This window comes from Massilia solisilvae, from assembly GCF_024753215.1.
Classification (GTDB): domain Bacteria; phylum Pseudomonadota; class Gammaproteobacteria; order Burkholderiales; family Burkholderiaceae_D; genus Telluria; species Telluria solisilvae.
In genome coordinates this window covers 1-24,687 of record NZ_JANUGV010000005.1, presented here as the reverse complement: position 1 = coordinate 24,687, position 24,687 = coordinate 1, and the positions used below count along the sequence as shown (strand labels likewise).

23 protein-coding genes are annotated in these 24,687 nt (G+C 63.7%); 5 read left to right on the top strand and 18 right to left on the bottom strand.

From position 1 onward, the window contains the following. Positions 1–291 precede the first annotated feature (291 nt). From NX773_RS16830 to NX773_RS16810, 5 genes are all read right to left on the bottom strand, one after another. Complete coding sequence (locus tag NX773_RS16830; protein ID WP_258857469.1) at positions 292–1,158, bottom strand: ParB/RepB/Spo0J family partition protein; 867 nt, start codon at positions 1,156–1,158, stop codon at positions 292–294. Between the two features lie 18 nt (positions 1,159–1,176). Next, on the bottom strand, positions 1,177–1,947 hold the full coding sequence (locus NX773_RS16825; RefSeq protein WP_258857468.1) for a ParA family protein: 771 nt from the start codon (positions 1,945–1,947) through the stop codon (positions 1,177–1,179). A gap of 118 nt (positions 1,948–2,065) precedes the next feature. Continuing rightward, on the bottom strand, positions 2,066–2,716 hold the full coding sequence (gene rsmG, locus NX773_RS16820) for a 16S rRNA (guanine(527)-N(7))-methyltransferase RsmG (RefSeq protein WP_258857467.1): 651 nt from the start codon (positions 2,714–2,716) through the stop codon (positions 2,066–2,068). After that, a complete protein-coding gene (mnmG, locus tag NX773_RS16815) occupies positions 2,716–4,644 on the bottom strand; it encodes a tRNA uridine-5-carboxymethylaminomethyl(34) synthesis enzyme MnmG (protein WP_258857466.1) in 1,929 nt (642 codons plus the stop codon). The genes rsmG and mnmG overlap by 1 nt, the downstream gene beginning before the upstream one ends. Before the next feature lie 200 nt (positions 4,645–4,844). After that, on the bottom strand, positions 4,845–5,606 hold the full coding sequence (locus tag NX773_RS16810) for a sulfite exporter TauE/SafE family protein (protein ID WP_258857465.1): 762 nt from the start codon (positions 5,604–5,606) through the stop codon (positions 4,845–4,847). 111 nt (positions 5,607–5,717) lie between these two features. Between NX773_RS16810 and NX773_RS16805 the strand changes: the two genes are divergently transcribed. Then, the gene (locus NX773_RS16805) at positions 5,718–6,887 is read left to right on the top strand and encodes an iron-containing alcohol dehydrogenase (protein ID WP_258857464.1); all 1,170 of its coding nucleotides are present in this window, start codon (positions 5,718–5,720) and stop codon (positions 6,885–6,887) included. Here NX773_RS16805 and NX773_RS16800 read toward each other — a convergent pair. From NX773_RS16800 to NX773_RS16770, 7 genes are all read right to left on the bottom strand, one after another. Beyond that, entirely contained in the window at positions 6,869–7,705 is an 837-nt protein-coding gene (locus NX773_RS16800; protein WP_258857463.1) for an alpha/beta fold hydrolase, read from the bottom strand. The two genes, NX773_RS16805 and NX773_RS16800, sit on opposite strands and share 19 nt — an antisense overlap. A gap of 114 nt (positions 7,706–7,819) precedes the next feature. Continuing rightward, positions 7,820–8,803: a branched-chain amino acid ABC transporter permease gene (locus NX773_RS16795; protein ID WP_258857462.1), complete on the bottom strand. Its 984-nt coding sequence runs from the start codon at positions 8,801–8,803 to the stop codon at positions 7,820–7,822. A gap of 10 nt (positions 8,804–8,813) precedes the next feature. After that, positions 8,814–9,698: a branched-chain amino acid ABC transporter permease gene (locus tag NX773_RS16790; protein ID WP_258822818.1), complete on the bottom strand. Its 885-nt coding sequence runs from the start codon at positions 9,696–9,698 to the stop codon at positions 8,814–8,816. Positions 9,699–9,841: 143 nt separating this feature from the next. After that, complete coding sequence (locus NX773_RS16785) at positions 9,842–11,047, bottom strand: ABC transporter substrate-binding protein (protein ID WP_258857461.1); 1,206 nt, start codon at positions 11,045–11,047, stop codon at positions 9,842–9,844. A 42-nt stretch (positions 11,048–11,089) separates the two neighbouring features. After that, positions 11,090–11,797, bottom strand: a complete 708-nt coding sequence (locus NX773_RS16780; RefSeq protein ID WP_258857460.1) for an ABC transporter ATP-binding protein — start codon at positions 11,795–11,797, stop codon at positions 11,090–11,092. Next, positions 11,797–12,567 carry an ABC transporter ATP-binding protein gene (locus NX773_RS16775; protein ID WP_258857459.1) on the bottom strand — a complete coding sequence of 257 codons (771 nt, stop codon included), beginning with the start codon at positions 12,565–12,567 and terminating at the stop codon, positions 11,797–11,799. The genes NX773_RS16780 and NX773_RS16775 overlap by 1 nt, the downstream gene beginning before the upstream one ends. A 142-nt stretch (positions 12,568–12,709) precedes the next feature. Continuing rightward, positions 12,710–14,326 (bottom strand): GMC family oxidoreductase, encoded by a 1,617-nt coding sequence (locus NX773_RS16770; RefSeq protein ID WP_258857458.1) that lies wholly within the window; start codon positions 14,324–14,326, stop codon positions 12,710–12,712. A 661-nt stretch (positions 14,327–14,987) separates the two neighbouring features. Here NX773_RS16770 and NX773_RS16765 point away from each other — a divergent pair. Continuing rightward, positions 14,988–15,770, top strand: a complete 783-nt coding sequence (locus NX773_RS16765; protein ID WP_258857457.1) for a 5'-methylthioadenosine/adenosylhomocysteine nucleosidase — start codon at positions 14,988–14,990, stop codon at positions 15,768–15,770. On the opposite strand, the gene ald is transcribed toward NX773_RS16765, so the two are convergent. Together ald and putA are read right to left on the bottom strand one after the other, a co-directional pair. Then, positions 15,740–16,855, bottom strand: a complete 1,116-nt coding sequence (gene ald / locus NX773_RS16760; protein WP_258857456.1) for an alanine dehydrogenase — start codon at positions 16,853–16,855, stop codon at positions 15,740–15,742. The genes NX773_RS16765 and ald overlap by 31 nt on opposite strands. A 40-nt stretch (positions 16,856–16,895) precedes the next feature. After that, on the bottom strand, positions 16,896–20,543 hold the full coding sequence (putA, locus tag NX773_RS16755) for a trifunctional transcriptional regulator/proline dehydrogenase/L-glutamate gamma-semialdehyde dehydrogenase (protein WP_258857455.1): 3,648 nt from the start codon (positions 20,541–20,543) through the stop codon (positions 16,896–16,898). Between the two features lie 214 nt (positions 20,544–20,757). Between putA and NX773_RS16750 the strand changes: the two genes are divergently transcribed. Then, entirely contained in the window at positions 20,758–21,213 is a 456-nt protein-coding gene (locus NX773_RS16750; RefSeq protein ID WP_258857454.1) for an Lrp/AsnC ligand binding domain-containing protein, read from the top strand. Between the two features lie 138 nt (positions 21,214–21,351). Here NX773_RS16750 and NX773_RS16745 read toward each other — a convergent pair whose 3' ends face one another. After that, complete coding sequence (locus NX773_RS16745; protein WP_258857453.1) at positions 21,352–22,305, bottom strand: LysR family transcriptional regulator; 954 nt, start codon at positions 22,303–22,305, stop codon at positions 21,352–21,354. A 154-nt stretch (positions 22,306–22,459) separates the two neighbouring features. Here NX773_RS16745 and NX773_RS16740 point away from each other — a divergent pair, with 154 nt between their 5' ends. Further along, a complete protein-coding gene (locus NX773_RS16740) occupies positions 22,460–22,684 on the top strand; it encodes a hypothetical protein (protein ID WP_258822807.1) in 225 nt (74 codons plus the stop codon). A gap of 157 nt (positions 22,685–22,841) precedes the next feature. After that, entirely contained in the window at positions 22,842–23,063 is a 222-nt protein-coding gene (locus NX773_RS16735; RefSeq protein ID WP_258857452.1) for a ChaB family protein, read from the top strand. A gap of 1 nt (position 23,064) precedes the next feature. On the opposite strand, the gene NX773_RS16730 is transcribed toward NX773_RS16735, so the two are convergent. The 3 genes from NX773_RS16730 to rsmD all read right to left on the bottom strand — a co-directional run bounded on the left by NX773_RS16730 (position 23,065) and on the right by rsmD (position 24,572). After that, the gene (locus NX773_RS16730; protein WP_258857451.1) at positions 23,065–23,328 is read right to left on the bottom strand and encodes a YfhL family 4Fe-4S dicluster ferredoxin; all 264 of its coding nucleotides are present in this window, start codon (positions 23,326–23,328) and stop codon (positions 23,065–23,067) included. A 15-nt stretch (positions 23,329–23,343) separates the two neighbouring features. Continuing rightward, the gene (coaD, locus tag NX773_RS16725; RefSeq protein ID WP_258857450.1) at positions 23,344–23,832 is read right to left on the bottom strand and encodes a pantetheine-phosphate adenylyltransferase; all 489 of its coding nucleotides are present in this window, start codon (positions 23,830–23,832) and stop codon (positions 23,344–23,346) included. 110 nt (positions 23,833–23,942) lie between these two features. Next, complete coding sequence (gene rsmD / locus NX773_RS16720) at positions 23,943–24,572, bottom strand: 16S rRNA (guanine(966)-N(2))-methyltransferase RsmD (RefSeq protein WP_258857449.1); 630 nt, start codon at positions 24,570–24,572, stop codon at positions 23,943–23,945. Positions 24,573–24,687: the final 115 nt, after the last annotated feature.

The following is a 24,687-nucleotide window of genomic DNA, read 5'->3' as shown; positions in this document are numbered from 1 at the left end:
CGTTGATGGGGCAGGTTTGTGGTGCGAAAAGTTTCGTGTAAGGAAAGATTTTGCACAGCGAAGGTGCATATATCTGTTAACTTACAGGAAACTTGCGGGGGTGGCGAAAAGTGAATTTCCACCCCCTTAAAACCACGTCGTCGCCGCGAAGGCGGGGGCCCACAGACCGCTTGCTCCGGCGCGAAGACATTCAGGCCGCAGGCGGAGCGGACTCAGCATGGGTCCCGGCCTTCGCCGGGACGACGGATCAAGGGACGGCGGGTGTGGATAGGCCGCCTCTTATCAACAAGCTCAGGCGCGCAGGCGCGCCAGCACGCCATCCAGGATATCCAGGTCGGCAAAGTCGATGATCATCTGGCCCCTGCCCTTTGGCCCCATCTTGAACTGGACCGGGGTGGCCAGCTTGTCCGACAGCTCCTCTTCCAGCCGCACGATATCGCCCGGCTTTTCCTTCTGGCGCGGGGCGGCCGCCGGCGCGTCGCGTTCCTCGATCGCGCGCGCGACCAGCTTTTCGGTCTCGCGCACCGACAGGCGCTTGGCAACGACCTGGTTGGCCAGCCCGATCTGGGTGGCGCTGTCCACCGCCAGCAGGGCCCGGGCGTGGCCCATGTCGATGTCGCCCGCCATCAGCATGGTCTGCACCGGGCCGGCCAGGTTAATCAGGCGCAGCAGGTTGGACACGGCGCTGCGCGAGCGTCCCACCGCGTTGGCGGCCTGCTCGTGGGTGAAACTGAAGTCCGAGATCAGGCGCGCGATGCCCTGCGCCTCTTCCAGCGGGTTCAGGTCCTCGCGCTGGATGTTCTCGATCAGGGCCATGGCGGCGGCGGCCTGGTCGTCGACCTCGCGCACCAGCACCGGGATCTCTTCCAACCCGGCCAGCTGCGCGGCGCGGAAGCGGCGCTCGCCGGCGATGATTTCGTAGCGGCCGCCATCCACCGGGCGCACCAGCACCGGCTGCATGATGCCCTGCGACTTGATCGATGCCGCCAGCTCGGCCAGCGCGCCCTCGTCCATGCGCGTGCGCGGTTGGTACTTGCCGGCCTGGAGCTGCCCGACCGGCAGCGCGGACGGGGTGGCGCCGCCCTGGGCCGGCTCCGAGTCGCCACCCAGCAGCGCTTCCAGTCCGCGGCCGAGGCCCTTCATCTTTTTGGTTGCCATGTTGTGTAGTCTTTCCAATTACATTGTCTTGATGCGCTGGACCATCTCGGCGCCGAACGCGATGTAGGCTTGCGCGCCCTTGGACGAGGGATCGAACACCACGCCGGGCATGCCGTAGGACGGCGCCTCGGCCAGGCGCACGTTGCGCGGGATGACGGTCTTGAACACCTTGTCGCCGAAGTGTTCCTCGAGCTGGCTCGATACCTGCTGCGACAGCGTCACGCGCGGGTCGAACATCACGCGGAGAAGGCCGATGATCTTCAGGTCGTGGTTCAGGTTGGCGTGCACCTTCTTGATCGTGTTGACCAGGTCGGACAGGCCTTCCAGCGCGTAGTACTCGCACTGCATCGGGATGATCACGCCGTGCGCCGAGCACAGGCCGTTCAGGGTCAGCATGGACAGCGCGGGCGGGCAGTCGATCAGGATGAAGTCGTAGTCGCCCTCCACCGCGGCCAGCGCGTCCTTGAGGCGGCGCTCGCGGTTGTCCAGCTCGACCATCTCGACTTCGGCGCCGGCCAGCTCGCGGTTGGAAGGCAGCACGTCGAAGCGGCCCGACTCGGAACGCTGGCGCGCGGACGCCACGTCGGCGCTGCCGAGCAGCACCTCGTAGGTGGAGGCCGACAGCCCCGCCTTGTTGATGCCCGCGCCCATGGTCGCGTTGCCCTGCGGGTCCAGGTCGACCAGCAGCACCCGCTGGTTCAGCTTGGCGAGGCCCGCCGACAGGTTGACGGTGGTCGTGGTTTTGCCTACGCCGCCCTTTTGGTTTGCAACGCAAAATATCTTGGCCATGTATCCCTAATCCCTGGACGCAACTGTCTTATAGGTTTAAACCGTTTATATTAACAAAACCATTTGCACGGTTTATACGAAATAAACGGTATAAACTGTTTATACGGTTTACTCTTTTCTACTGCGCTCGCTCGATGAAAACGAGGTGCCGCTCCGCTCCCAGCCTTGGCACCCGCAGGGGCCGCAGCTCGGTTACCTTCCATTCCTGCGGCAGCCTTTGCTGCTCCTCTGCCGGAGCCGTTCCCTTGAGCGCAATGAAGCGCCCGCCCTGGGCCAGCAGGTGTCCCGACCAGTTCACGAAATCCGACAGGTCGGCAAAAGCGCGCGAGGTGATGACATCGAAGTTGTCGCTCACCTGCAGCTGCTCCACCCGCGCCGTGTAGACGGTCACGTTGGTCAGGCCCAGCTCGGCCTTCACCTGGGTGAGAAAGGCGGTTTTCTTGTGCACCGTGTCCACCATCGACACCTTCATGTCGGGCCGGGCGATCGCGAGCACGATGCCGGGCAGACCGCCCCCTGCCCCGACGTCCAGCACGTTGGCAGCGCCCGCGAACGCCGGCACCGCGGCCAGCGAATCGAGCAGGTGGTGGGTCACCATCTGCATCGGGTCGCGCAGGGAGGTCAGGTTGTACACCGAGTTCCACTTGGCCATCAGGGCCAGGTAGTCCATCAGCTGGGCTTGTTGCGCCTCGGAGAGCGAAAGCCCGAGCTCCTTGATGCCATCGGCCAGCACTGCCGCGAGCGCGGCGCGGTCGAAACTTCCTCGCATCAGGCAGCCTCCTCGCCCTGGGTGGTGAAGCCCTTGTAGCCATGCTTTTTCAGGTACACCAGCAGCAGCGAGATCGCGGCCGGGGTCACGCCCGAGATGCGCGAAGCCTGGCCCAGCGTCTCCGGACGCTGCTTGTCCAGCTTCTGACGCACCTCGATCGAGAGGGCGGCGATGTCGTGGTAGTTCACGTCCTGCGGCAGGCGCAGGTTCTCGTAGTGGTCGTGGCGCTCCACTTCGCGCGCCTGGCGGTCGATGTAGCCGGCGTACTTGAGCTGGATTTCGACCTGCTCCTTCACGGCCGGGTCCTCGACACCCGGGCCGGCGAGCTGGCCGCCGTCCACGCCCTGCATCGTCATCAGCTGCTCGTACTGCACGCCGGGCCGGCGCAGCAGGTCGGCAAGCGTGTATTCGCGCTCGATGGCCTGGCCGACCACGCGTTCCGATTCGGCGGCGGCGAGGATGCGCGGGTTGACCCAGGTCGAGCGCAGGCGCTGCAATTCGCGCTCCACCGCCTCGCGCTTGGCCTCGAACGCGGCCCACTGGGCGTCGCCCACCACGCCGAGCCTGCGCCCGGTTTCGGTCAGGCGCATGTCGGCGTTATCCTCGCGCAGCGACAGGCGATATTCGGCGCGGCTGGTGAACATGCGGTACGGCTCGGCCACACCCTGCGTGGTCAGGTCGTCCACCAGCACGCCAAGGTAGGCTTCCGAGCGGCCCGGCGTCCACGCCTCGCGCCCCTGCGTTTGCAGCGCGGCGTTCAGGCCGGCCAGCAGGCCCTGTGCGGCGGCCTCCTCATAGCCGGTGGTGCCGTTGATCTGGCCGGCGAAGAACAGCCCCTTGATGGCTTTGGTTTCGAGCGAGGCCTTCAGGCCGCGCGGGTCAAAGTAGTCGTATTCGATGGCGTAGCCGGGGCGCAGAATGTGCGCGTTTTCCAGGCCGCGCATCGAGCGCACCAGGTTGATCTGCACGTCGAAAGGCAGGCTGGTCGAGATCCCGTTCGGATAGAACTCGTTGGTGGTCAAGCCCTCGGGCTCGAGGAAGATCTGGTGCGACTCCTTGGACGCGAAGCGGTGGATCTTGTCCTCGATCGACGGGCAATAGCGCGGGCCGACGCCCTCGATGACGCCGGTGTACATCGGGCTGCGGTCCAGGCCGTTGCGGATGATCTCGTGCGTCAGGGCGTTGGTGTGCGTGACCCAGCACGGTACTTGCCGCGGGTGCATGGCGGTGTTGCCCATGTACGAAAACACCGGCACCGGATCCAGGTCGCCCGGCTGCTCGGTGAGCACCGAGAAGTCGATACTGCGTCCGTCGATGCGCGGTGGCGTGCCGGTCTTCAGGCGACCTTGCGGCAGTTTGAGCTCCTTCAGGCGCGCCGACAGCGATACCGCCGGCGGATCCCCTGCCCGGCCTGCCGAGTAGTTCTGCAGGCCAACGTGGATCTTCCCGTCAAGGAAAGTGCCTGCGGTCAGGACCACGGCGCGCGCACGGAACTGCAATCCGATCTGCGTCACCGCGCCGACGACGCGGTCGCCCTCGACCATCAGGTCGTCCACAGCCTGCTGGAACAGCCACAGGTTGGGCTGGTTTTCCAGCCGCGAGCGGATGGCCTGTTTGTACAGCAAGCGGTCGGCCTGGGCACGGGTGGCGCGCACGGCCGGGCCCTTGGACGAGTTCAGGATACGGAACTGAATGCCGGACTCGTCCGTCGCGATCGCCATCGCCCCGCCCAGGGCGTCAACTTCCTTGACCAGGTGGCCCTTGCCGATGCCGCCAATGGACGGGTTGCAGGACATCTGCCCGAGGGTTTCGATGTTGTGCGTGAGCAGCAGCGTCTTCTGCCCGGTGCGGGCGGAAGCAAGCGCGGCTTCGGTACCGGCATGGCCGCCACCGACGACGATCACGTCGAATTCAGTAGGAAATAGCATGGTGGAATGTGATGCGAGGAGTACGAGAACGGATTATAGGCGTTTTGCTTGCCTAAATGCCGGGTCGGCAGGAAAACGACTGAAAAATGTTCCACGTGGAACAGGTTTCGGATACGACCCATGTTCCACGTGAAACAGTTTCGAGTGTACAAAAAAAACCCGGCGCGCTGGCCGGGGCTGTTTCACGTGGAACAAACCACTCAGCTGAGGAAGGCAGCGTATGCGGTTTTGACGATGAGCACGGAAACCACAACGAGGAAGAGCTTGCGGACGAAACCCGTTCCATGCTTCAGTGCGAGCCGCGTCCCGACCAGCGAGCCGCCGACCTGGCATACCGCCAGCAAGGCGCCCAGCTGCCAGATCAGGTGACCGCTGTAGCCGAACCAGATCAGCGCCGACAGATTGCTGCCCACGTTGACAATCTTGGCCGCCGCCGATGCACTGAGGAAATCGAAACCGAAAAAGCGGACGAACAGGAATAACAGGAAGCTCCCCGTGCCTGGCCCGAAGAAGCCATCGTAAAAGCCAATTGCTGACCCCAGCGTCATCGCCAGCGTTGCCTCGCGCCAGCCCTGGTGCAGCGGCGCGTGGACCGAACCGAAGTCCTTCTTGCGGAAGGTATAGATCGCCACCGCGACCAGGATGAACGGAAGCAGGCCACGGACGAAATCTGCCGGCACCCGACTCACGGTCCAGGCGCCAGCGAACGAGGCAATGAATGCGGCGATCGCGGCGGGCGCAGCCGTGCTCCATGCAACCGGCACACGCCGTGCATAGCTGATCGCGGCGGAGCCCGTACCAAACACGCTGGCCAGCTTGTTGGTACCCAACAGGGTGGCGGGGACTTCTTTGGGCAGCACGGAGAAGATGGCCGGTATCTGGATCAGGCCGCCGCCACCGACGACGGAGTCGACAAGGCCAGCCAGGAAGGCGGCCCCGCCGAGCAGGGCAAAATCAATCATCAACAACTTTCAAAGAACGGAAGCGGCAATTGTACGGCATGGAAAGCTGGGCCGATGGCATCCTCTTCGGTGTAAGATTTGCCGACAAACTAAAGACCGAGGTGGAGACATATGCACGGTGATACTGCCTACAATTTCAGCACCGTCCCCAACATTCTTTGCGAACCGGGTGCTGCCTCGAACCGCCTCGGCGAGGTGATATCCACACAGTTACCCACAGCCCGCCGGGTGCTCATCGTCACCGATCCGGGACTGCGCAAGGCGGGGCTGGTGAATGCGCCGCAGCGCTCACTGCAGCAGGCCGGGCTGGTGGTGGACGTCTTCCCGGAAGTGAGCGCCGACCCACCCGAGGCCGTCGTGGAAGCCGCCGTCGCCAGGGCGCGCGCCCATGGCGCCGACCTCGTCATCGGCTTGGGCGGGGGCAGCTCGATGGACGTCGCCAAGCTCGCCGCGGCGCTGGCCCGGAACGGCCAGGCGCTGAAGGAAGCCTACGGAATAGGGAAGGTCGAGGGAAAACGCCTGCTGCTGGCGCAAATCCCGACCACGGCGGGAACGGGCTCGGAAGTGACCAACATCGCCATCGTGACCACTGGCACGACCACCAAGATGGGCGTGGTGGCGCCCCAGCTGTATGCCGACCTGGCGATCCTGGACGCGACGCTCACGCTCGGCCTGCCGCCGGCCGTGACCGCGGCGACCGGTATTGACGCGATGGTCCACGCGATCGAAGCCTACACCAGCAAGCACAAGAAAAACCCGATATCCGACATGCTCGCCCGGCAAGCGCTGGCGCTGTTATCCACACAGTTGTTAACAGCCTGCGAGGACGGCCAGAACCTGCGTGCACGGCAGGCGACCTTGCTCGGCGCCTGCCTGGCCGGCCAGGCCTTTTCCAACGCGCCGGTCGCCGCCGTGCACGCCCTCGCCTACCCGATCGGCGGCATCTTCCACGTACCGCACGGGCTGTCCAATTCGCTCGTGCTGCCGCACGTCTTGCGATTCAATATGCCCGCGGCATGCGCACTCTATGCCGAGCTGGCCGAGATCGTCGCGCCTGAGGTAAAGGGCAGCGACGAGGCCCGCGCCGAAGGAATGATTGCTACTTTGCAACATATTGCCGTGCAGACCGGTATCGCCCGGCGCCTGCGCGACGTGGGCATCGGCGCAACCGACCTCGACCGTCTGGCGGACGATGCCATGCTCCAGACCCGCCTGCTGGGCAACAACCCGCGCGAGCTCACCCGCGAGCACGCGCGGGCGATCTACGCCGCCGCGCTGTAGGGCTCGCGCAGGTAGGCCAGCAGCAGGGCGTTGAGCTGGTCCGCCGCGGTCAGCTGCAGCCAGTGGTCCGCGCCCTCGATCCGCTCGTAGCGAAAACCGGCCTGCACGTAGCGGGCTGAATCGCGCATCTGGGCCTCTCCCAGGGCCGGGTCGTGATCGCTCCACACGCCCATTACCGGCACCTGCACCGGTGGCCAGTGATGCGGCAGACCGAGTTTGAGGTTGGCCCGGTAGTAGTTGAGCGCGGCCGTCAGCCGACCCGGGGGACGCAGGTTGCGCCGCCAATGGCCGATCTGGGTACGGTCGCGGGTGAATTTGCGCACAAAGAACCAGTTGCCGGCCTTGAGCGCGTGCTCCGCCAGGCCCGGAATCGCAAAACCGAACACATAGGACATGCGCAGGCGCTGCACGAAGCCGGCGTGCTCCAGCGCCGCCGGATGGCCCGAGGAAAGCGCCACGAACCGCTCCACACGGCCCGGCGCATGCATGCACAGAGACCAGCCGATGATGGCGCCCCAGTCGTGCCCCACCAGCCGCACCTTGCCCAGGCCAAGCACGTCGAGCAGCGCCAGCACGTCGTTACGCAGGTTGTCCAGCGCATACGCCTCCACCGCTTCTGGCGCATCGGTCTTGCCATAGCCGCGCAGGTCGGGCGCGACGGCCCGGAAGCCCGCCTCCGCCAGCGGGCCGATTTGCTTGCGCCAGACAACGTGCGTGTCGGGAAACCCGTGCAGCAACAGCACCGGCGGTCCCTGCCCGGCGCTCACCACGTGCATGTGCAGACCGTTTACGTCGAGAATGACCGATTCTTCAAGCACAGGCGCCCCCGTGTCGAATGGACAGCTCCAGTATTGCGTGGTCCGACGAAGCGATTATTGACGCGCGCCCAGCAGGAAGGGCGCGGCCGGCGGAACCAAGCCGCCGGCCAGTTGTCAGGGGGTCCGGCGCCGGCGCGACGAGGCGGCCCAGGCAGCGCCGATCTCGCCAACAATGCCGCGCCGGAGCAGCAGCACGCACGCCACGAAGATCAGGCCGGTGACGATGCCGACCGATTCGCCCAGCGTGGAGAACCAGTCGATGCCGGTCAGGCCGGCCAGCAGGGTGCCCCAGTCGCCCAGCTTGTTCTCGAGCGCGACAATGAGGAAGGCGCCCAGGATCGGGCCTGCCAGCGTCCCCATGCCGCCCACCAGCGTCATCAGGATGACCAGGCCGGACAGGGTCCAGTGCACGTCCGTGAGCGTCTCGAAGCCCAGCACCACGGTTTTGGTGGCGCCCGCCAGCCCGGCCAGCGCGGCCGACAGCACGAAGGCGAGCAGCTTGTACTTGTCCACATCGTAGCCCAGCGACACGGCACGCGGCTCGTTCTCGCGGATCGCCCCCAGCACCTGCCCGAACGGCGAATGCACGATGCGCACGATCAGCGCGAAACCGGCCACGAAAATGGCCAGCACGACGTAGTACATCGCCAGGTCGTGCGACAGGTCGACCACCCCCAGGAATTTGCCACGCGGCACGCCCTGCAGGCCGTCCTCGCCATGCGTGAACGGCAGGCGCAGCGCCGCAAAGTAGACCATTTGCGCCAGCGCCAGCGTGATCATCGCAAAGTAGATGCCCTGCCGGCGGATCGCGAGCAGGCCCATCACGAGCCCCAGCAGGGCCGCCGCCAGCACCCCCAGCACGATGCCGGCCTCGAACGGCAGGCCCAGCACGGCCAGCGCATGGCCGGTCACATAGCCTGCCGTGCCAAGGAAGGCCGCATGCCCGAACGACAGCAGCCCGGTATAGCCAATCAACAGGTTGAAGGCGCAGGCGAACAGGGCAAAGCACAGCAGCTTCATCAGGAACACCGGATAGCCGACAAAGGGCGCGGCAAGGGCGATGAGCAGTGCGATGGCGTAACCAAGCTTCTTGTTCATCCCTTCCCTCTCACTTCTCTTTGCCAAACAATCCGGCGGGCCGCAGCAGCAGCACGATGACCATCACGACGAACACCACCACCTCCGAGCCTTCGGGGTAATACACCCGCGTCAGGCCCTCGATCACGCCCAGGCCCAGGCCCGTCAGGATCGAGCCGAGGATCGAGCCCATGCCGCCAATGACGACGACCGCGAACACGACGATGATCAGGTTCGAGCCCATCAGTGGCGTGACGTTGATGACGGGCGCCGCCAGCACCCCGGCAAAGCCCGCCAGCGCGACGCCAAAGCCGTAGGTAAGCGTGACCATCAGCGGCACGTTCACGCCGAAGGCTTCGACCAGCTTGGGGTTCTCGGTGCCGGCGCGCAGGTAGGCGCCCAGCCGGGTCTTTTCGATCACGAACCAGGTTGCCAGGCACACGGCGAGCGAGGCGCCGACCACCCAGGCACGGTAATTCGGCAGGATCATGAAGCCCAGGTCGGTGGCGCCGGCCAGTTGCTCGGGCACGTCCAGCGTCTGGCCGGACACGCCGAAGAACGAGCGAAACAGCCCTTCCAGCAGCAGCGTGATGCCGAAGGTGAGCAGCAGGCCGTACAGGTGGTCCAGCTTGTACAGCCAGCGCAGCATGGTCTTTTCGATGACGATGCCGAACACGCCGACCAGGAGCGGGGCCAGCACCAGCATTTCCCAGTAGTTCAGGCCGAACGAGGTCACGCCGATGTAGGCCAGGAAGGCGCCGGTCATGTACAGGGCGCCGTGGGAAAAGTTAATCACGTTGAGCAGGCCGAAGATCACGGCCAGGCCCAGCGACAGCATTGCGTAGAACGAACCGTTGACCAGGCCGAGCAGCAGCTGGCTCATCATGGCCTGCAGGGGGACGCCGAAGATTTCCATAAACAGTTACCGCTAAGGCGTCGTTCCCGCGCCGGCGGGAACCCATGCTGAGCGTGACATCACGCGGCCTATGGGTCCCCGCCTGCGCGGGGACGACGGTTTTTGGGCTACAGGTGCTAACAAGGATTAGCTCGGTGCGGACATCACTTCCACGCCGTGCACTTGCTCTCGGCCTTGGTGGTGTAGGCCTGGTCGCCCGGAATGGTTGCGACCAGCTTGTAGTAGTCCCACGGCCCTTTCGACTCCTTCGGCGACTTCACCTGCATCAGGTACATGTCGTGCACCATGCGCCCGTCCGGACGGATCACGCCGTTCTTGGTGAACATGTCGTTGATCCTGGTCTTCTTCATGTGCGCCATCACCTTGTCGGCGTCATCCGTGCCCACGGCCTTCACCGCGTTCAGGTAGTTCATGGCGGCCGAGTAGTCGCCCGCCTGCACCATCGACGGCATCTTCTTCATCTTGGCGAAGTACTTCTTGGCCCAGGTGCGGCTTTCGGCAGTCTGGTCCCAGTACCAGCCATCGGTCAGGTACATGCCCTGGGTGGTGTTCAGCCCGAGCGTGTGGATATCGTTGATGAACACCAGCAGGCCCGCCAGCTTCATCTTCTTGGTAATGCCGAATTCGTTGGCCGCCTTGGTCGCGTTGATGAAATCGCCGCCCGCGTTGGCCAGGCCCAGCACCTGCGCCTTGGACGACTGCGCCTGCAGCAGGAAGGACGAGAAGTCCGACGCCCCCAGCGGGTGCTTGACGCTGCCCACCACGGTGCCGCCATTGGCCTTCACCACGTCGGCGGTGTCCTTTTCCAGCGACTGCCCGAACGCATAGTCGGCCGTCAGGAAGAACCACGACTTGCCGCCCTGCTTCACCATTGCCGAACCGGTGCCGCGCGCCAGCGCCACCGTGTCATACGCATAGTGGACCGTGTACGGGCTGCACTGCTCGTTGGTCAGCGTCGCGGTGCCCGAGCCGATGGCGATGAACACCTTCTTCTTTTCCGCCGCCACCTTGGCCATGGCCAGGCTGGCGGTCGAGTTGGTACCGCCGATCAACAGGTCGACGCCCTGCTGGTCGAACCACTCGCGTGCCTTGGTGGCGGCGATGTCGCCCTTGTTCTGGTGGTCGGCCACGATGAACTCGATCTTCTTGCCGTTGATGGCGCCGCCCATGTCGGCAATCGCCATCTTGATCGCCTCGGCGCCGCCGTTGCCGTCCACGTCGGCGTACACGCCGGACAGGTCGGTCAGAAAGCCAATCTTGATCGTGTCGTTGGACATCTGGGCCTGGGCCGGCGACAAACCGGCGGCGCAGGCCGCGGCGGCGGCGAGGGCGAGAGCTTTGCGTTTCATGACGTCTCCGTTCTAAGAGTGAGTTGTTGGGCCAGCTTCTTGTTACACGCCGAGCAGCTCGTTGAGCACCGGCATTTTCGAGTTCAGTTCGGGCGCCGCGATCGTCTCGACCACCTGCCCGTGTTCAATCACATAAAAACGGTCCGCCAGCGGCGCGGCAAAGCGAAAGTTCTGCTCCACCATCACGATCGTGTAGCCCTTGGCCTTGAGCGTCGTGATCATGCGCGCCAGCGCCTGCACGATCACCGGCGCCAGGCCTTCCGAAATCTCGTCCAGCAGCAGCAGGCGCGCGCCGGTGCGCAGGATGCGCGCCACCGCCAGCATCTGCTGCTCGCCGCCCGACAGCCGCGTGCCCTGGCTGTGGCGACGCTCGAGCAGGTTGGGGAACATGGCGTAGATCTCGTCCAGCGGCATGGCGGCGCTGCGGTCGGCCAGCATGGGCGGCAGCATCAGGTTTTCTTCGGTCGACAGCGACGAGAAGATGCCGCGCTCCTCCGGGCAATAACCCACGCCCAGATGGGCAATTTTGTGAGTCGGCAGGGCGATTGACTCGACGCCGTGGATCCTGATCGAGCCGGTGCGCCGGCCCGTGAGGCCCATGATCGCGCGCAGCGTGGTGGTGCGCCCGGCGCCGTTACGGCCGAGCAGGGTGACCACCTCGCCCTCGTTCACCGACACATTGATGCCGTGCAGGATATGCGATTCGCCATACCAGGCTTGCAGATCCGAAATTTCGAGCGCGGCCGCCATCAGTGCGCTCCTTGCAGTTCGCCGCCGGCGGTGCCCATGTAGGCCTCCATCACCTGCTGGTTCTTCGATACTTCGGCATAGGTGCCCTCGGCCAGCAGCGCCCCCCGCTGCAGCACCGAAATGCGGTCGCAAATGCCCGCCACCACGCCCATGTTGTGCTCGACCATGAGGATGGTACGCCCTGCCGAAACCTTCTTGATCAGTTCCGTCACCCGGTGCACGTCTTCGTGACCCATGCCCTGGGTCGGCTCGTCCAGCAGCATCAGTTCCGGCTCCATGGCCAGCGTGGTCGCGATTTCCAGCGCGCGCTTGCGGCCGTACGGCAGGTCGGCGGTCAGGGTGTCGGCAAAACCGGCCAGGTCCACTTCGGCCAGCAGCGCCAGCGCCCTGTCGTTGAGCTCGTCGAGCAGGCGCTCGCTGCGCCAGAAATGGAAACTCGTGCCCAGTTCGCGCTGCAGGCCCACGCGCACATTCTGCAGCACCGTCAGGTGCGGAAATACCGCCGAAATCTGGAATGACCGGATGATGCCCATGCGGGCAATTTGCGCCGGTTTGGCCCGGGTGATGTCGTGGCCATTGAACAGGATGTGCCCGGCGCTGGGGACCAGGAATTTGGTGAGCAGGTTGAAGCACGTGGTCTTGCCGGCGCCGTTCGGGCCGATCAGGGCGTGGATGTGCCCGCGCTGCACCTGCAGGTTCACGTCATTGACGGCGGTGAAACCCTTGAACGATTTCGTCAGGTTCCGCGTCTCTAGAATGACGTCGGCCATCGCGTCTCCTCTGCGTACTTTTTATACTATTTTTTGCAATATTTAATAAATAATACACATATCGGCAGGTGCTCACAATACAGCACGGTTAGCGTGGCGGGGGCTTTGGCGCAGACCGTTTGTGCGAATTTTCGCAGGGCTGTCAGGCCATTATCTGCGCCGCGATCTTCTCCGCGATCATCATGGTCGGCGAATTGGTATTGCCGGAAGTGATAAAAGGCATGACCGAGGCGTCGACCACGCGCAGCCTGTCCACACCTTTTACGCGCAGGTCGCTGTCGACAACCGCCATCGGGTCTTCCGCCCTCCCCATCTTGCAGGTGCCAACCGGATGAAAGATCGTGGTGCCGATCAGGCCAGCTGCCTCGGCCAGTTCCTCTTCGGTCCGGTAATGGATGCCGGGCTTGAATTCTTCGGGCTGGTATCTGGCCAGTGCGGGAGCGGCGGCAATCCGGCGTGTCAGCTGGAGCGATTGCGCGGCCACTTTCCTGTCCTGTGCCGTGCTCAGGTAGTTCGGTGTGATTTTTGGCGGCGCAAAGCTGTTGTTGGACGCAATACGGACATGTCCGCGCGATGTGGGGCGCAGGTTGCAGACGCTTGCGGTAAATGCCGGGAACGAATGCAAGGGATCGCCGAATTTTTCCAGCGACAGCGGTTGTACGTGGTATTCGAGGTTGGCCGTCGCCTGGCTGTCGTCCGAACGGGCGAACGCGCCGAGCTGCGACGGGGCCATCGACATGGGTCCGCTCTGGAACAACGCATATTGCAGGCCGATGCGCATCTTGCCGAACCAGTTCGCTGCCGTCGTATTGAGCGTTTTGACACCCTTCACCTTGAACACCATGCGCAGCTGCAGGTGGTCCTGCAGGTTTTCACCAACACCTGGCGCATCGACGAGTGGCTCGATGCCATGCTGGTGCAGCATGGCGGCCGGGCCAATTCCCGACAACTGCAGGATCTGGGGTGAATTGACCGCTCCCGCGCTCAGTAGTGTTTCCCGCCTTGCCGTTGCCGTGAACATGCGGCCACCGCCGCTGAACTGGACGCCACGGCAGACCTTGCCATTGGCGCCCTCTTCGACCAGCAGTTTTTCAACGTGGCACCCGGTCATGATCGTCAGGTTCGTTCGCCTGGAGGCAGGGCGCAGGAAAGCCTTGGCCGTGTTAAGGCGAATGCCACGGCGCTGGTTGACCTCAAAATAGGCGGAGCCGGCGTTATCGCCACCGTTGAAATCGTCCACCTTCATGATGCCGACATGTTCGGCTGCATCGCGAAATGCGTCCAGGATTTCCCACGAAAGGCGTTGCCTCTCGACGCGCCATTCGCCACCCGCTCCGTGGATCGCATTCACACCGCCGTGGTGGTCCTCGCTTTTCATGAAGATTGGCAGGACGTTATCCCAACGCCAGGATGCATCGCCGGTGATGTCGGCCCAACGATCGTAATCGCTGCGCTGGCCACGCATGTAGATCATCCCATTGATGGATGAGCAGCCACCGAGAACTTTGCCTCGAGGGTAAATCAGGGCGCGACCAGCCAGGCCAGGGTCGGGTTCGGTCTTGAGCAGCCAGTCGGTGCGTGGATTGCCGATGCAATACAGGTAACCGACGGGAATGTGGATCCAGACGTAGTCATCACGGCCACCGGCTTCGATCAGGAGAACCTGGAAGTCCTTGTTCCGCGTGAGCCGGTTTGCAAGTACACAGCCAGCAGTGCCGGCACCAATGATGATGTAGTCGTATTCACCAGCCGATTCCACGCTGCTCGTCCTTTCAGGTCGTGCGCTTCCAGGGTTTGTATTCTGGCAAGCATACACCTGGCCTGAAGTTTTCCATATATGAGTTAACGAGTGAGTATACGAAGATAGTAGTGATAGTAAACGCGACCCGAATTGTGGATAAGATGGTTTTTTTCCACAGGATCAGTGGTTTACGGCACAGAAAAGCCGCTGGACAAACGCTGGAGCAGACAGGAACGTAAACTGAACAAAAATTTGCTTGCTCAACAGAAGCTGGTTTCTTCACATCTCGTGTTGTGGATATCCAGAGTGTTTTCCACAGACGAGTGCTGAAAATGGGGTGTAAGTGCGTTTGAGGCCAGGTGTTTGTGGAAAACCCATTGAATATCCACAGGATCAGATGTGCAAAAACAAGGGTTCGCCGGCAACGAACTTTTTTGTCCAGTTTACGTTCGCACCAGACGCAAGCGTTGTCCAGCGAGTTCAGGCGCACGTAAATAATTGACGCTGTGGAGAAAATTAAACTTATCCACAGAAGTCTACCCGTTTACTATCACTATCAACTTCGTATACTCATCTTCTAACTTATATATGGAAAACTCGTTCAGGGGTCGACCGTGCATGCCGGCATGTCCTGTACGTGTTTTCCTGCTAACGCCACCACTAAGAAAACATCAAAAATATGCGATTAGGCATCATCAGCGCCTTGGCTGACGAACAGCAGGGTCTCGTGGAAGCCATGGAAGGCCCCTCCAGGCTCGTCCATGGGCAGCGCGAGTACTTTGTCGGACGACTCTGGAAAATCGACGCTGTGTGCGTTTTATCGCGTATAGGCAAGGTTGCTGCCGCCATGACAGCGACAACCCTTGTGGAAAAATTCGGAGTTACCCACATCGTCTTTACCGGCGTGGCTGGTGCTGGCGACAAGAGCATCCGTGTTGGCGATATCGTGGTGGCGGAATCGCTGGTCCAACACGACATGGATGCGAGTCCGCTGTTTCCGCGTTTTGAAGTGCCGCTCACGGGGCAAACCCACTTCCTGGGCGACCATCACCTCGGCCAACAGCTGGTGTCTGCAGCACAATGGTTCCTGAATCATGGGCTGGAGGACGCCATCAGCGAGGCCGAGCGCAATGTCTTCAGCCTGACACAGCCGCGCGTCCACCACGGCCTGGTGGCGAGCGGTGACCAGTTCATGAACGACAAAGCACGCCTGGCACAGCTGAACGACGATTTGCCCGGTCTGGTGGCGGTGGAAATGGAGGGGGCGGCAGTTGCCCAGGTATGCCATGAACTTGGCGTGCCTTGCGCCGTCATCCGAGCCATTTCGGACAACGCCAATGAAAACGCGGCCACCGACTTCATGCGTTTCGTGAAGTCAGTGGCCGCGCAATACGCCTTTCACATCGTCAGGCGTTTTTGTTACCAGATTGTTCAGCCTAGCATCGACTCGGCCGACACGTAGTCGTAGCCCAGGTCCTTCGCCACAGCGGCATAGGTTACCTTCCCCTGGCAGACGTTCAGGCCATTGCGCAGGTGCGCGTCGTCGGCCAGTGCCTTGCGCCAGCCTTTGTCCGCCAGGGCGACGGCGTGGCCGATGGTGGCGTTATTCAAGGCAAAGGTCGACGTCCGGGCCACGGCGCCCGGCATGTTGGCCACGCAATAGTGCACGACGCCGTCGACCACGAAGGTCGGTTCGGCATGGGTGGTCGGATGCGAGGTTTCGAAGCAGCCACCCTGATCGATCGCCACGTCCACCACCACAGCGCCCTTCTTCATGCGCGAGATCATGCTGCGGGTGACCAGCTTGGGCGCTGCCGCGCCGGGCACCAGCACGCCACCGATGACAAGGTCGGCCGACAGTACGGCTTCTTCGATCGCGTGGGCGTTGGAGAACAGGGTCGAGATGCGGTTGCCATAGACCAGGTCGAGCTGACGCAAGCGGTCGATGTTCTTGTCCAGTACCGTCACGCGTGCGCCGGTGCCCACTGCCATCTGCAGCGCATTGGTGCCCACCACGCCGGCGCCGATGATGACGATATGGCCCGCCGCCACGCCCGGCACGCCGCCCAGCAGCAGGCCCATGCCGCCCTTCGACTTTTCAAGGTGGCTGGCGCCCGCCTGGATCGCCATGCGGCCAGCCACTTCGCTCATGGGCGCCAGCAGCGGCAACCCGCCGCCGGGGCCGGTGATGGTTTCGTAGGCGATGCAGATGGCGCCCGACTTGACCAGCGCCGCGGTCTGTTCAGGATCCGGCGCCAGGTGCAGGTAGGTGTACAGAATCTGGCCTTCGCGCAGCATGGCGCATTCGACCGGCTGCGGCTCCTTGACCTTCACGATCATCTCGGCCCGCGCGAAGATCTCCTTGGCGGTCTCGACGATCGTGGCGCCGGCCGCCAGGTACTGGTCGTCGGACAAGCCAATGTCGGCGCCCGCGTTGTGCTGCACCATGACCTTGTGGCCATGCGCCACCAGTTCGTGAACGGATGGCGGCGTCAAGCCGACTCGGTATTCGTGGTTTTTTATTTCTTTTGGAACGCCAACTAACATGTCTACCTCCAAAGGGAAAAAAACAACTGCTACGTCATCATTACAGACCCAAAGTCATGAGGCTTGCGTTACCGCCAGCCGCAGTCGTGTTCACGCACACTGCCCGCTCGGCAACCAGGCGCCAGACCGGGATCGCTGATTGCCCATCGGTATCAACGATCGCGACGATGGCGCCGGGACGGGCCGCCAGTTGCACACGCACATTCGCGTTGGCGCCGGTTTCGAGCAATGCTGCCTGGAATTCGGTACCTGCGATTTCTTCTTCCTTCACAAAACGGACCCGGTCGCGCGCCTGTTGCGGCAGTTCCCCCGGAATCAGGTCGCGGCCGGCGAGCGGCACCACGGCGCGGTTACCGGTCGACAGCGCGGCCGCGAGCTGGTTGAGCATGCCCTGCACCGTTGCCGCAACACAGAGCACGTTGCCGCGCGGCGCAAACGACAGGCGGTTACGCTCGCCGGTTGGCCCCGGCAGTTCCAGCGTGATGCCGGTCAGCGCCACTTTCGCGTATTGCGCGCCGAGCGCCTCGGCCCCGGTGTGGCCGTTGGAATGCATCCATTGCAACAACGCGGCCAGGCCAGGATCTGCCTGGTGGTCGTGCTGCAGCAGCGGTGCGGCCTGCCGTTGCAGCCGCTTCAGGTACAGCGGCCCGCCCGCCTTGGGTCCGGTGCCGGACTTGCCCTCGCCGCCGAACGGCTGCACGCCGACCACCGCGCCGACGATGTTGCGGTTCACGTAGATGTTGCCGATGTGGGCGCGCGCGGTGATGAAATCGATCGTCTCGTCGATGCGCGAATGGACGCCCAGCGTCAGGCCATAGCCGGTTGCGTTGATCGAGTCGACCACCTTGCCCAGGTCGTCGCGGCGATAGCGCACCACGTGCAGCACCGGGCCGAACACCTCGTGCGTCAGCTGCGCGAGCGAATCGATTTCCAGTACCGTGGGCGGCACGAAGGTGCCCTGCGCGTTCACGTTTGCCGGCAGCCCGAGCGCGAAATGGTCCCTGGCCGAGGTCTTCATGCGCTCGATGTGGCCCAGCAGGTTGCGCTGCGCTTCGGCGTCGATGACCGGGCCGATGTCGGTCGACAGCCGGTCCGGGCAGCCCACGCGCAGTTCGCTCATTGCGCCCTTGAGCATGCGGACCGTCTTGTCGGCGATTTCCTCCTGCAGGAACAACACCCGCAGCGCCGAGCAGCGCTGACCGGCGCTGTCGAAGGCCGAGGTGAGCACGTCGTTCACCACCTGCTCGGGCAGCGCCGACGAATCGACGATCAGCGCGTTCTGACCGCCGGTTTCGGCGATCAGCGCAATGTCGCAGCCTTCCTTGATGCCGCGTTCGGCCAGCGTCCGGTTGATCAGTTGCGCCACTTCGGTCGAGCCGGTGAAGATCACGCCTTTGATGCGCGTATCGCCCGTGAGCGCCGCGCCCACCACTTCGCCGCGGCCCGGCAGCAGCTGCAGCGCGGCCGGCGGGATGCCCGCTTCGATGAACAGCTCCACGGCGCGGTGCGCGATCAGCGGGGTTTGTTCGGCCGGCTTGGCCAGCACCACGTTGCCCGCGGCCAGTGCTGCCGCCACCTGGCCGGTGAAGATCGCCAGCGGGAAGTTCCATGGGCTGATGCAGGTGACAGGGCCAAGCGCCTGCGCCGGCGCGGTGGCGCGCACCTGCTGGGCGTAGTAGCGCAGGAAGTCCACCGCCTCGCGGATTTCGGCGATCGCGTTGGGCAGCGATTTGCCGGCCTCGCGCACGGCCAGCGCCATCAGCTCGGCGTAGTCGCGCTCGTACAGGTCGGCCACGCGCTCGAGCAGCTCGGCGCGCTTTGCGGCCGGGGTGTCTTGCCACTCCTGCGCAAACGCCGTGGCGGCGGCCAGCGCGGTCTCGACGTCCGCACGCGATGCTTCGCGCACCTGGCCGACCACGTCGGCGTTCTGCGCCGGGTTCACCACATTGAGCGGCGCGCCCGGTTCGGTGCTGCCCGCGACCAGCGGGCCGGCATTGTACGAACGCTGCTTGCTCAGTTCGACCGCGAGCAGCCGCAGGCTGTCCTCGTTCGACAGGTCGGTACCGGCCGAATTCTTGCGCTCCTTGCCGAACAGTGCCGGCGGCAGCGCGATCGCCGGATGCGGCTTGCCCTTGTAGGCACGCGCGGTCTCGAACGGATCGGCCAGCAGCGTATCGATCGGCACATTCTCGTCCACGATCTGGTTGACGAACGAGGTGTTGGCCCCGTTTTCCAGCAGGCGGCGCACCAGGTAGGCCAGCAGGGTTTCGTGCGAGCCCACCGGCGCGTAGATGCGGCATGCGCGCCCAAGGTTTTCGCTGCCGACCACCTGGTCGTACAGCGTCTCGCCCATGCCGTGCAGGCACTGGAACTCGTAATTGTCGATGTTCTCGGCGCGCGCCCAGGTGTAGATGACCGACAGCGTGTGCGCGTTGTGGGTGGCGAACTGCGGGTAGATCACGTCGGTCGCGCCCAGCAGCTTGCGCGCGCAGGTCAGGTACGACACGTCCGTGTACACCTTGCGCGTATAGACCGGGAAGCCAGGCAGGCCGTCGACCTGCGCGCGCTTGATTTCGGCGTCCCAGTAGGCGCCCTTGACCAGCCGGATCATGAACTTGCGGCCGCTGCGGCGCGCCAGGTCGACCAGGTAGTCGATCACGAACGGGCAGCGCTTGGAGTAGGCCTGCACCACGAAGCCGATGCCGTCGAAGCCCGCCAGTTCGGGGTCGAAGGCCAGCGCTTCCATCATGTCGAGCGAGATTTCGAGGCGGTCCGCTTCCTCGGCGTCGATGTTCAGACCGATGTTGTATTGCTTGGCAAGCAGCAGCAGGCTTTTCAGGCGCGGCAGCAGTTCGCCCATCACGCGATCGAGCTGCGCGCGGCTGTAGCGCGGGTGCAGGGCCGACAGCTTGACCGAGATGCCCGGCCCGTTCTTGATGCCGCGCCCGTTCGACGCCTTGCCGATCGCATGGATCGCCATTTCATAGGCGGCGTAGTAGTGCTTCGCGTCCGCTTCGGTCAGCGCCGCCTCGCCCAGCATGTCGTACGAATAGCGGTAGCCGCGGGTTTCGTTCTCGCGGCTGTTCTTGAGCGCTTCGTCGATGGTCTGGCCGGTCACGAACTGGTTGCCCAGCATGCGCATCGCCACGTCCACGCCCTTGCGGATCAGTGGCTCGCCGCCCTTGGCGATCAGGCGCGTGAGCGCGGTGCCCAGGCCGCCTTCGCTGCTGGTCGACACCAGCTTGCCGGTGATGAGCAGGCCCCAGGTGGCCGCGTTCACGAACAGCGACGGCGACTCGCCCAGGTGGCGCTTCCAGTCGCCCTTGCTGATCTTGTCGGCGATCAGGCGGTCGGCGGTGGCCGTGTCCGGAATGCGCAGCAGCGCCTCGGCCAGGCACATCAGCGCCACGCCTTCTTCCGAGGACAGCGAGAATTCGTGCATCAGCGCGTCCACACCGGAGGCGCGGGTGCGCTTTTCGCGCACGCTGGAGACCAGCCGGTGTGCCAGCATGTAGGCATCGCTGCTCGGGCGTGCGCCCTGCGCCAGCAGCCATTCGACGGCCTCTGCCTCGTCGCGGCGGTAGGCGGCGGTGATGGCGGCGCGTAGCACGCTTTGCTCGCGCTTGATTTCAGCCTGGAGTGCATCGAACGGGACGAACAGGGCTCCCGGGGAAGCGGCAATCTGCATGTGGACTCTTCAAAAAGAATGATCGGATGGAACACGGCGCAAAAACGCGCCGGGCTGCTTGTGGCTGCCAGGCGCGATGTCAAGCGCTAATAGATGATTTGGATTGTAGAGGGAAATTGTCTGGATTAATTCTGTTTTTACAGAAGACTGGCTAAAGATAGTTTTTGGTGAGAGAATTTGGCCAAATAATATTTACAAGCCGAGAGAGAACGGGATGCTGGACAAGATTAGCAAGAAGATCCTCGCCGAACTGCAAAACGATGGGCGGATCAGCAACGTCGAGCTGGCCGCGCGGGTGAACCTGTCGCCGGCGGCCTGCCTGGAGCGCGTGCGCAAGCTGCACGAGGCCGGCTACATCATGGGCTACACGGCGCAGCTCAATCCGCAGCTGCTGGATGTGTCGCTGCTGGTGTTCATCGAGGTGGTGTTGGACCGCACCACGCCGGAGGTGTTCGATGCCTTCAAGCAGAGCGTGCAGCTGATTCCCGAAGTGCTCGAATGCCACATGGTGGCGGGCGGGTTCGACTACCTGGTTAAGGCGCGGGTCAAGGACATGGCGGCGTATCGCGAATTCCTGGGCAAGACGCTGCTGCAAAAGGGCGTGCGCGAAACGCACACGTATGCGGTGATGGAAGAGGTTAAGAACACGACCAAGTTGCCGATCAGGTGACTCGGGTCGGATCGTTCCCCGTAGGGTGGGCAGGTTCTCCTGCCCACGCGTTCAACTCAAGTCCGGAGCGAACGCGCGAGCTGCGCTAGTCCTGGTTGAACGCGTGGGCAGCCGAGCTGCCCACCCTACGGATCGGGTTCAGGCGACTTTCTTTTCCGGCTTCGGCTGCGCGTTCGCGGCCATGCTTTCCAGGTTCTGGCGCAGCCAGCGGTGTGCCGGGCTGCGGCCGTCGCGTTCGTGCCACAGCATGTCCAGGTGCACGGCCGGCATGGCGAACGGCAGTTCGCGCCACACCAGCGCATCGGTCATGCCGGTGGCGACCATCAGGTGCTTGGGCAGCACCGTCACCAGGTCCGAGTTGGCCACCACCCGTCCCGCGGTGAAGAACTGGTTCACCGTCAGCAAAATCCGCCGCTCGCGCCCCAGCTGGGCCAGCGCTTCGTCCACCAGGCCGTGCGCGCGGCCGGAAAAACTCACCAGCAGGTGGTTGGCCTTGCAATAGGCATCGATGTCGAGCTTGGCCTTGGCCAGCGGGTGGGTCTTGCGCATCACGCACACGTACTCGCCCGAGTACAGCCGCTCGTGCCGGATCGGCGAGCCCACTTCGTACGACAGCTGCGCCGCCACGCCCGGAAAGAAGCCGACCGCCAGGTCGATGTCACCACGCAGCAGCAGCGGGCGCGGCTCGCGCGTGGTCAGCGGCACCATGCGGATGTTCACGCCGGGCGCCTCGCGTTCGATCGAACGCATCAGCGAGGGCAGCCAGTACGCGGCGGTGGCGTCGGCCATCGCCATGCGGAACGTGGCCTGCGCCTTCGACACGTCGAAGGTCTCGGGCATCACCGCCGCCTCCATCGAGGCCAGCGCGGCGCGCACCGACGGCCACATCGCCTCGGCGCGCGGGGTGGGCTTGACGCCGTAGGCGGTACGGATGAGCAGCTCGTCGCCCAGGCTCTCGCGCAGGCGCTTGATCGCATTGGACACGGCCGGCTGGGTCATGGCCAGATGCCCGGCCGCGCGCGTGAGGTTTTGTTCGGTCATCACTGCGTCGAACACGCGCAGCAGGTTGAGGTCAAGCGTGAGGAAGCTCATCGGAACTAGTCTGGAAGGGGCATTTAAGGAGTTACCGGAAGTGTACCCGATTTCCATTCACAAACGAAATGATCACCATTAGGAAACAGAATTAGATTTATATGTTGCAACGCACTATAGTGCCGACTGTCAACTAGCGAATAAAGTGTGAGAAATGTCTTTTACTGAAACCATGATCCACGGCCTGTCGATCGCCGAAGCCCTGCGCGGCTTGCTGGTGGTGTCGATCGTTGTCGGCACGCTGCTGGTCTTCCGTCCGTTGCTCAAGGGCATTGGCCGTGCGGCTGCCCTGCTGGTGCAGCAGCGCATTCTGGCCCGCGCCGAATTGGCGCAGCGCCGCACGCTTCACGCCGAGCGCGCCCTGGCCGCCCGCGGCTGATCCAGTTTATACCCCTCCCCCGCCAAAAACGCGGTGTCCGGTGATCCGGCGCCGCGTTTTTCTTTGGTGTTACTCCCGGTTTCTATCGGAGGGTGCGCCAGGATGCGCGCCGATCCGGCATACTAGGGCCTCCCATCCTCGTCCAGGATAGCCCAGCATGCCGTACAAATCGATCAACGACCTGCCGGATAACGTGCGCGACGTGCTTCCGCGGCATGCGCAGGAGATTTTTCAGGAAGCGTTCAACAGCGCGTTCGACGAGTATGCCGAGCGCGGGCCGCAAGGGCGCGAGGAGACCGCCTTCAAGGTCGCGTGGGCGGCGGTGAAGAAGAAATACCGCAAGAACGAGAAAACCGGCAAATGGGAGCCGGCCGCTTGAATCAGGCCGCGGCCTTCTTTTCCCGCATCAGCCGTTCGTACTTGGCCTGCAGCTCTTCGCGCGTTTCGCGCCATTCCGGGTTGAACGGAATGCACGAAACCGGACACACCTGCTGGCACTGCGGCTCGTCGTAGTGGCCGACGCATTCGGTGCACTTGTTCGGGTCGATGAAGTAGTGGTCCTCGCCCATCGAAATCGCTTCGTTCGGGCACTCGGGCTCGCACACGTCGCAGTTGATGCAATCGTCGGTGATCAATAAAGCCATGGTACTGCCTGGAACCTATGCTTTCGGCGCTGCCAGTTTCTTGTGCAACCAGCGTTCCACCGAGGGGAAAACGAATTTGGACACGTCGCCGCCGAGCTGGGCAATCTCGCGCACGATGGTGCCGGAGATGAACTGGTACTGGTCGGACGGGGTCAGGAACATGGTTTCGACGTCGGGCAGCAGGTAGCGGTTCATGCCCGCCATCTGGAACTCGTATTCGAAGTCGGACACGGCGCGCAGGCCGCGCACGATCACGCGCGCGTCGTGCTGGCGCACGAAATCCTTGAGCAGGCCGGAAAAACTTTCGACCTTCACGTTGGGGTAGTGGCCCAGCACCTCGTTGGCAATCTCCAGCCGCTCTTCGAGCGAGAAGAAGGGCCGCTTGTTCTTGCTGTCCGCGACCCCGACTACCAGCGTGTCGAACAGACCCGATGCGCGGCGCACCAAATCCTCGTGACCGCGGGTCAGCGGATCGAAGGTCCCTGGATAAACGGCTACAACCATTGCGGCTCCTGCGAGATGACGTGCTTACAGAACGCGCATTATGCCTGAAATCCAGTCTGCCGCCCTAAGTCAGGGCAAGGATTGCACGGTTTATGGGCGGTTTTGTCGCGTCAGGCTTCGTTTTCGTGCAGCTTGAGCAAGTAGTAGTGGACCATGCCGGCCTTGTCCTGCCTGACCGGTTCCCAGTCCGCCAGCCAGTCGGGACGTTCGGCCTCGTCGAACGGCAGCGGCATGCCGGATTCCGCATAGACCAGGCCGTCTTTGGCGAGCAGGCCTTTGCACAGCGGCAGGCTCTGGCTCAGGAGGTCTTGCTGATAGGGCGGGTCGAGGAAGACCAGGCCGAAGCGCTGACCGCGCAGGGCCAGGTCGCGCGCGCTGGCAAGCGCGTCGGCGCGCTGCACGCTGATGTTGCCGGCCTTGAGCTTTTCCTGGTTTTGTTCGAGCTGGCGGATCACGGCGGGGTGGGTGTCGATCATCGTGACCGAGCGGGCGCCGCGGCTGGCCGCTTCGAAGCCCAGCGCGCCACTGCCGGCGAACAGGTCGAGGCAGTCGATGCCGTCCCAGCCGGCATCGATCTGGTGGGTGATCCAGTTGAACACGGTTTCGCGCACACGGTCGGGGGTCGGGCGCAGGCCCAGCGCGTCCAGCACGGGCAGCGGGGTGCGTTTCCAGGCGCCGCCGATGATGCGGACCTGTTGTGCCTGGGGACGGTTGTAGCGTTTTGCGTGCTTGTTTTGCATGGCGCGCACTATAGCACGCGGCCTTCGCCGTCGTTCCGGCGAGAGCCGGAACCCATGCCGAGCTGGCGATGATGCGCGTTCGGGGTTTCGATACATTCAGCATGGATCCCGGCGT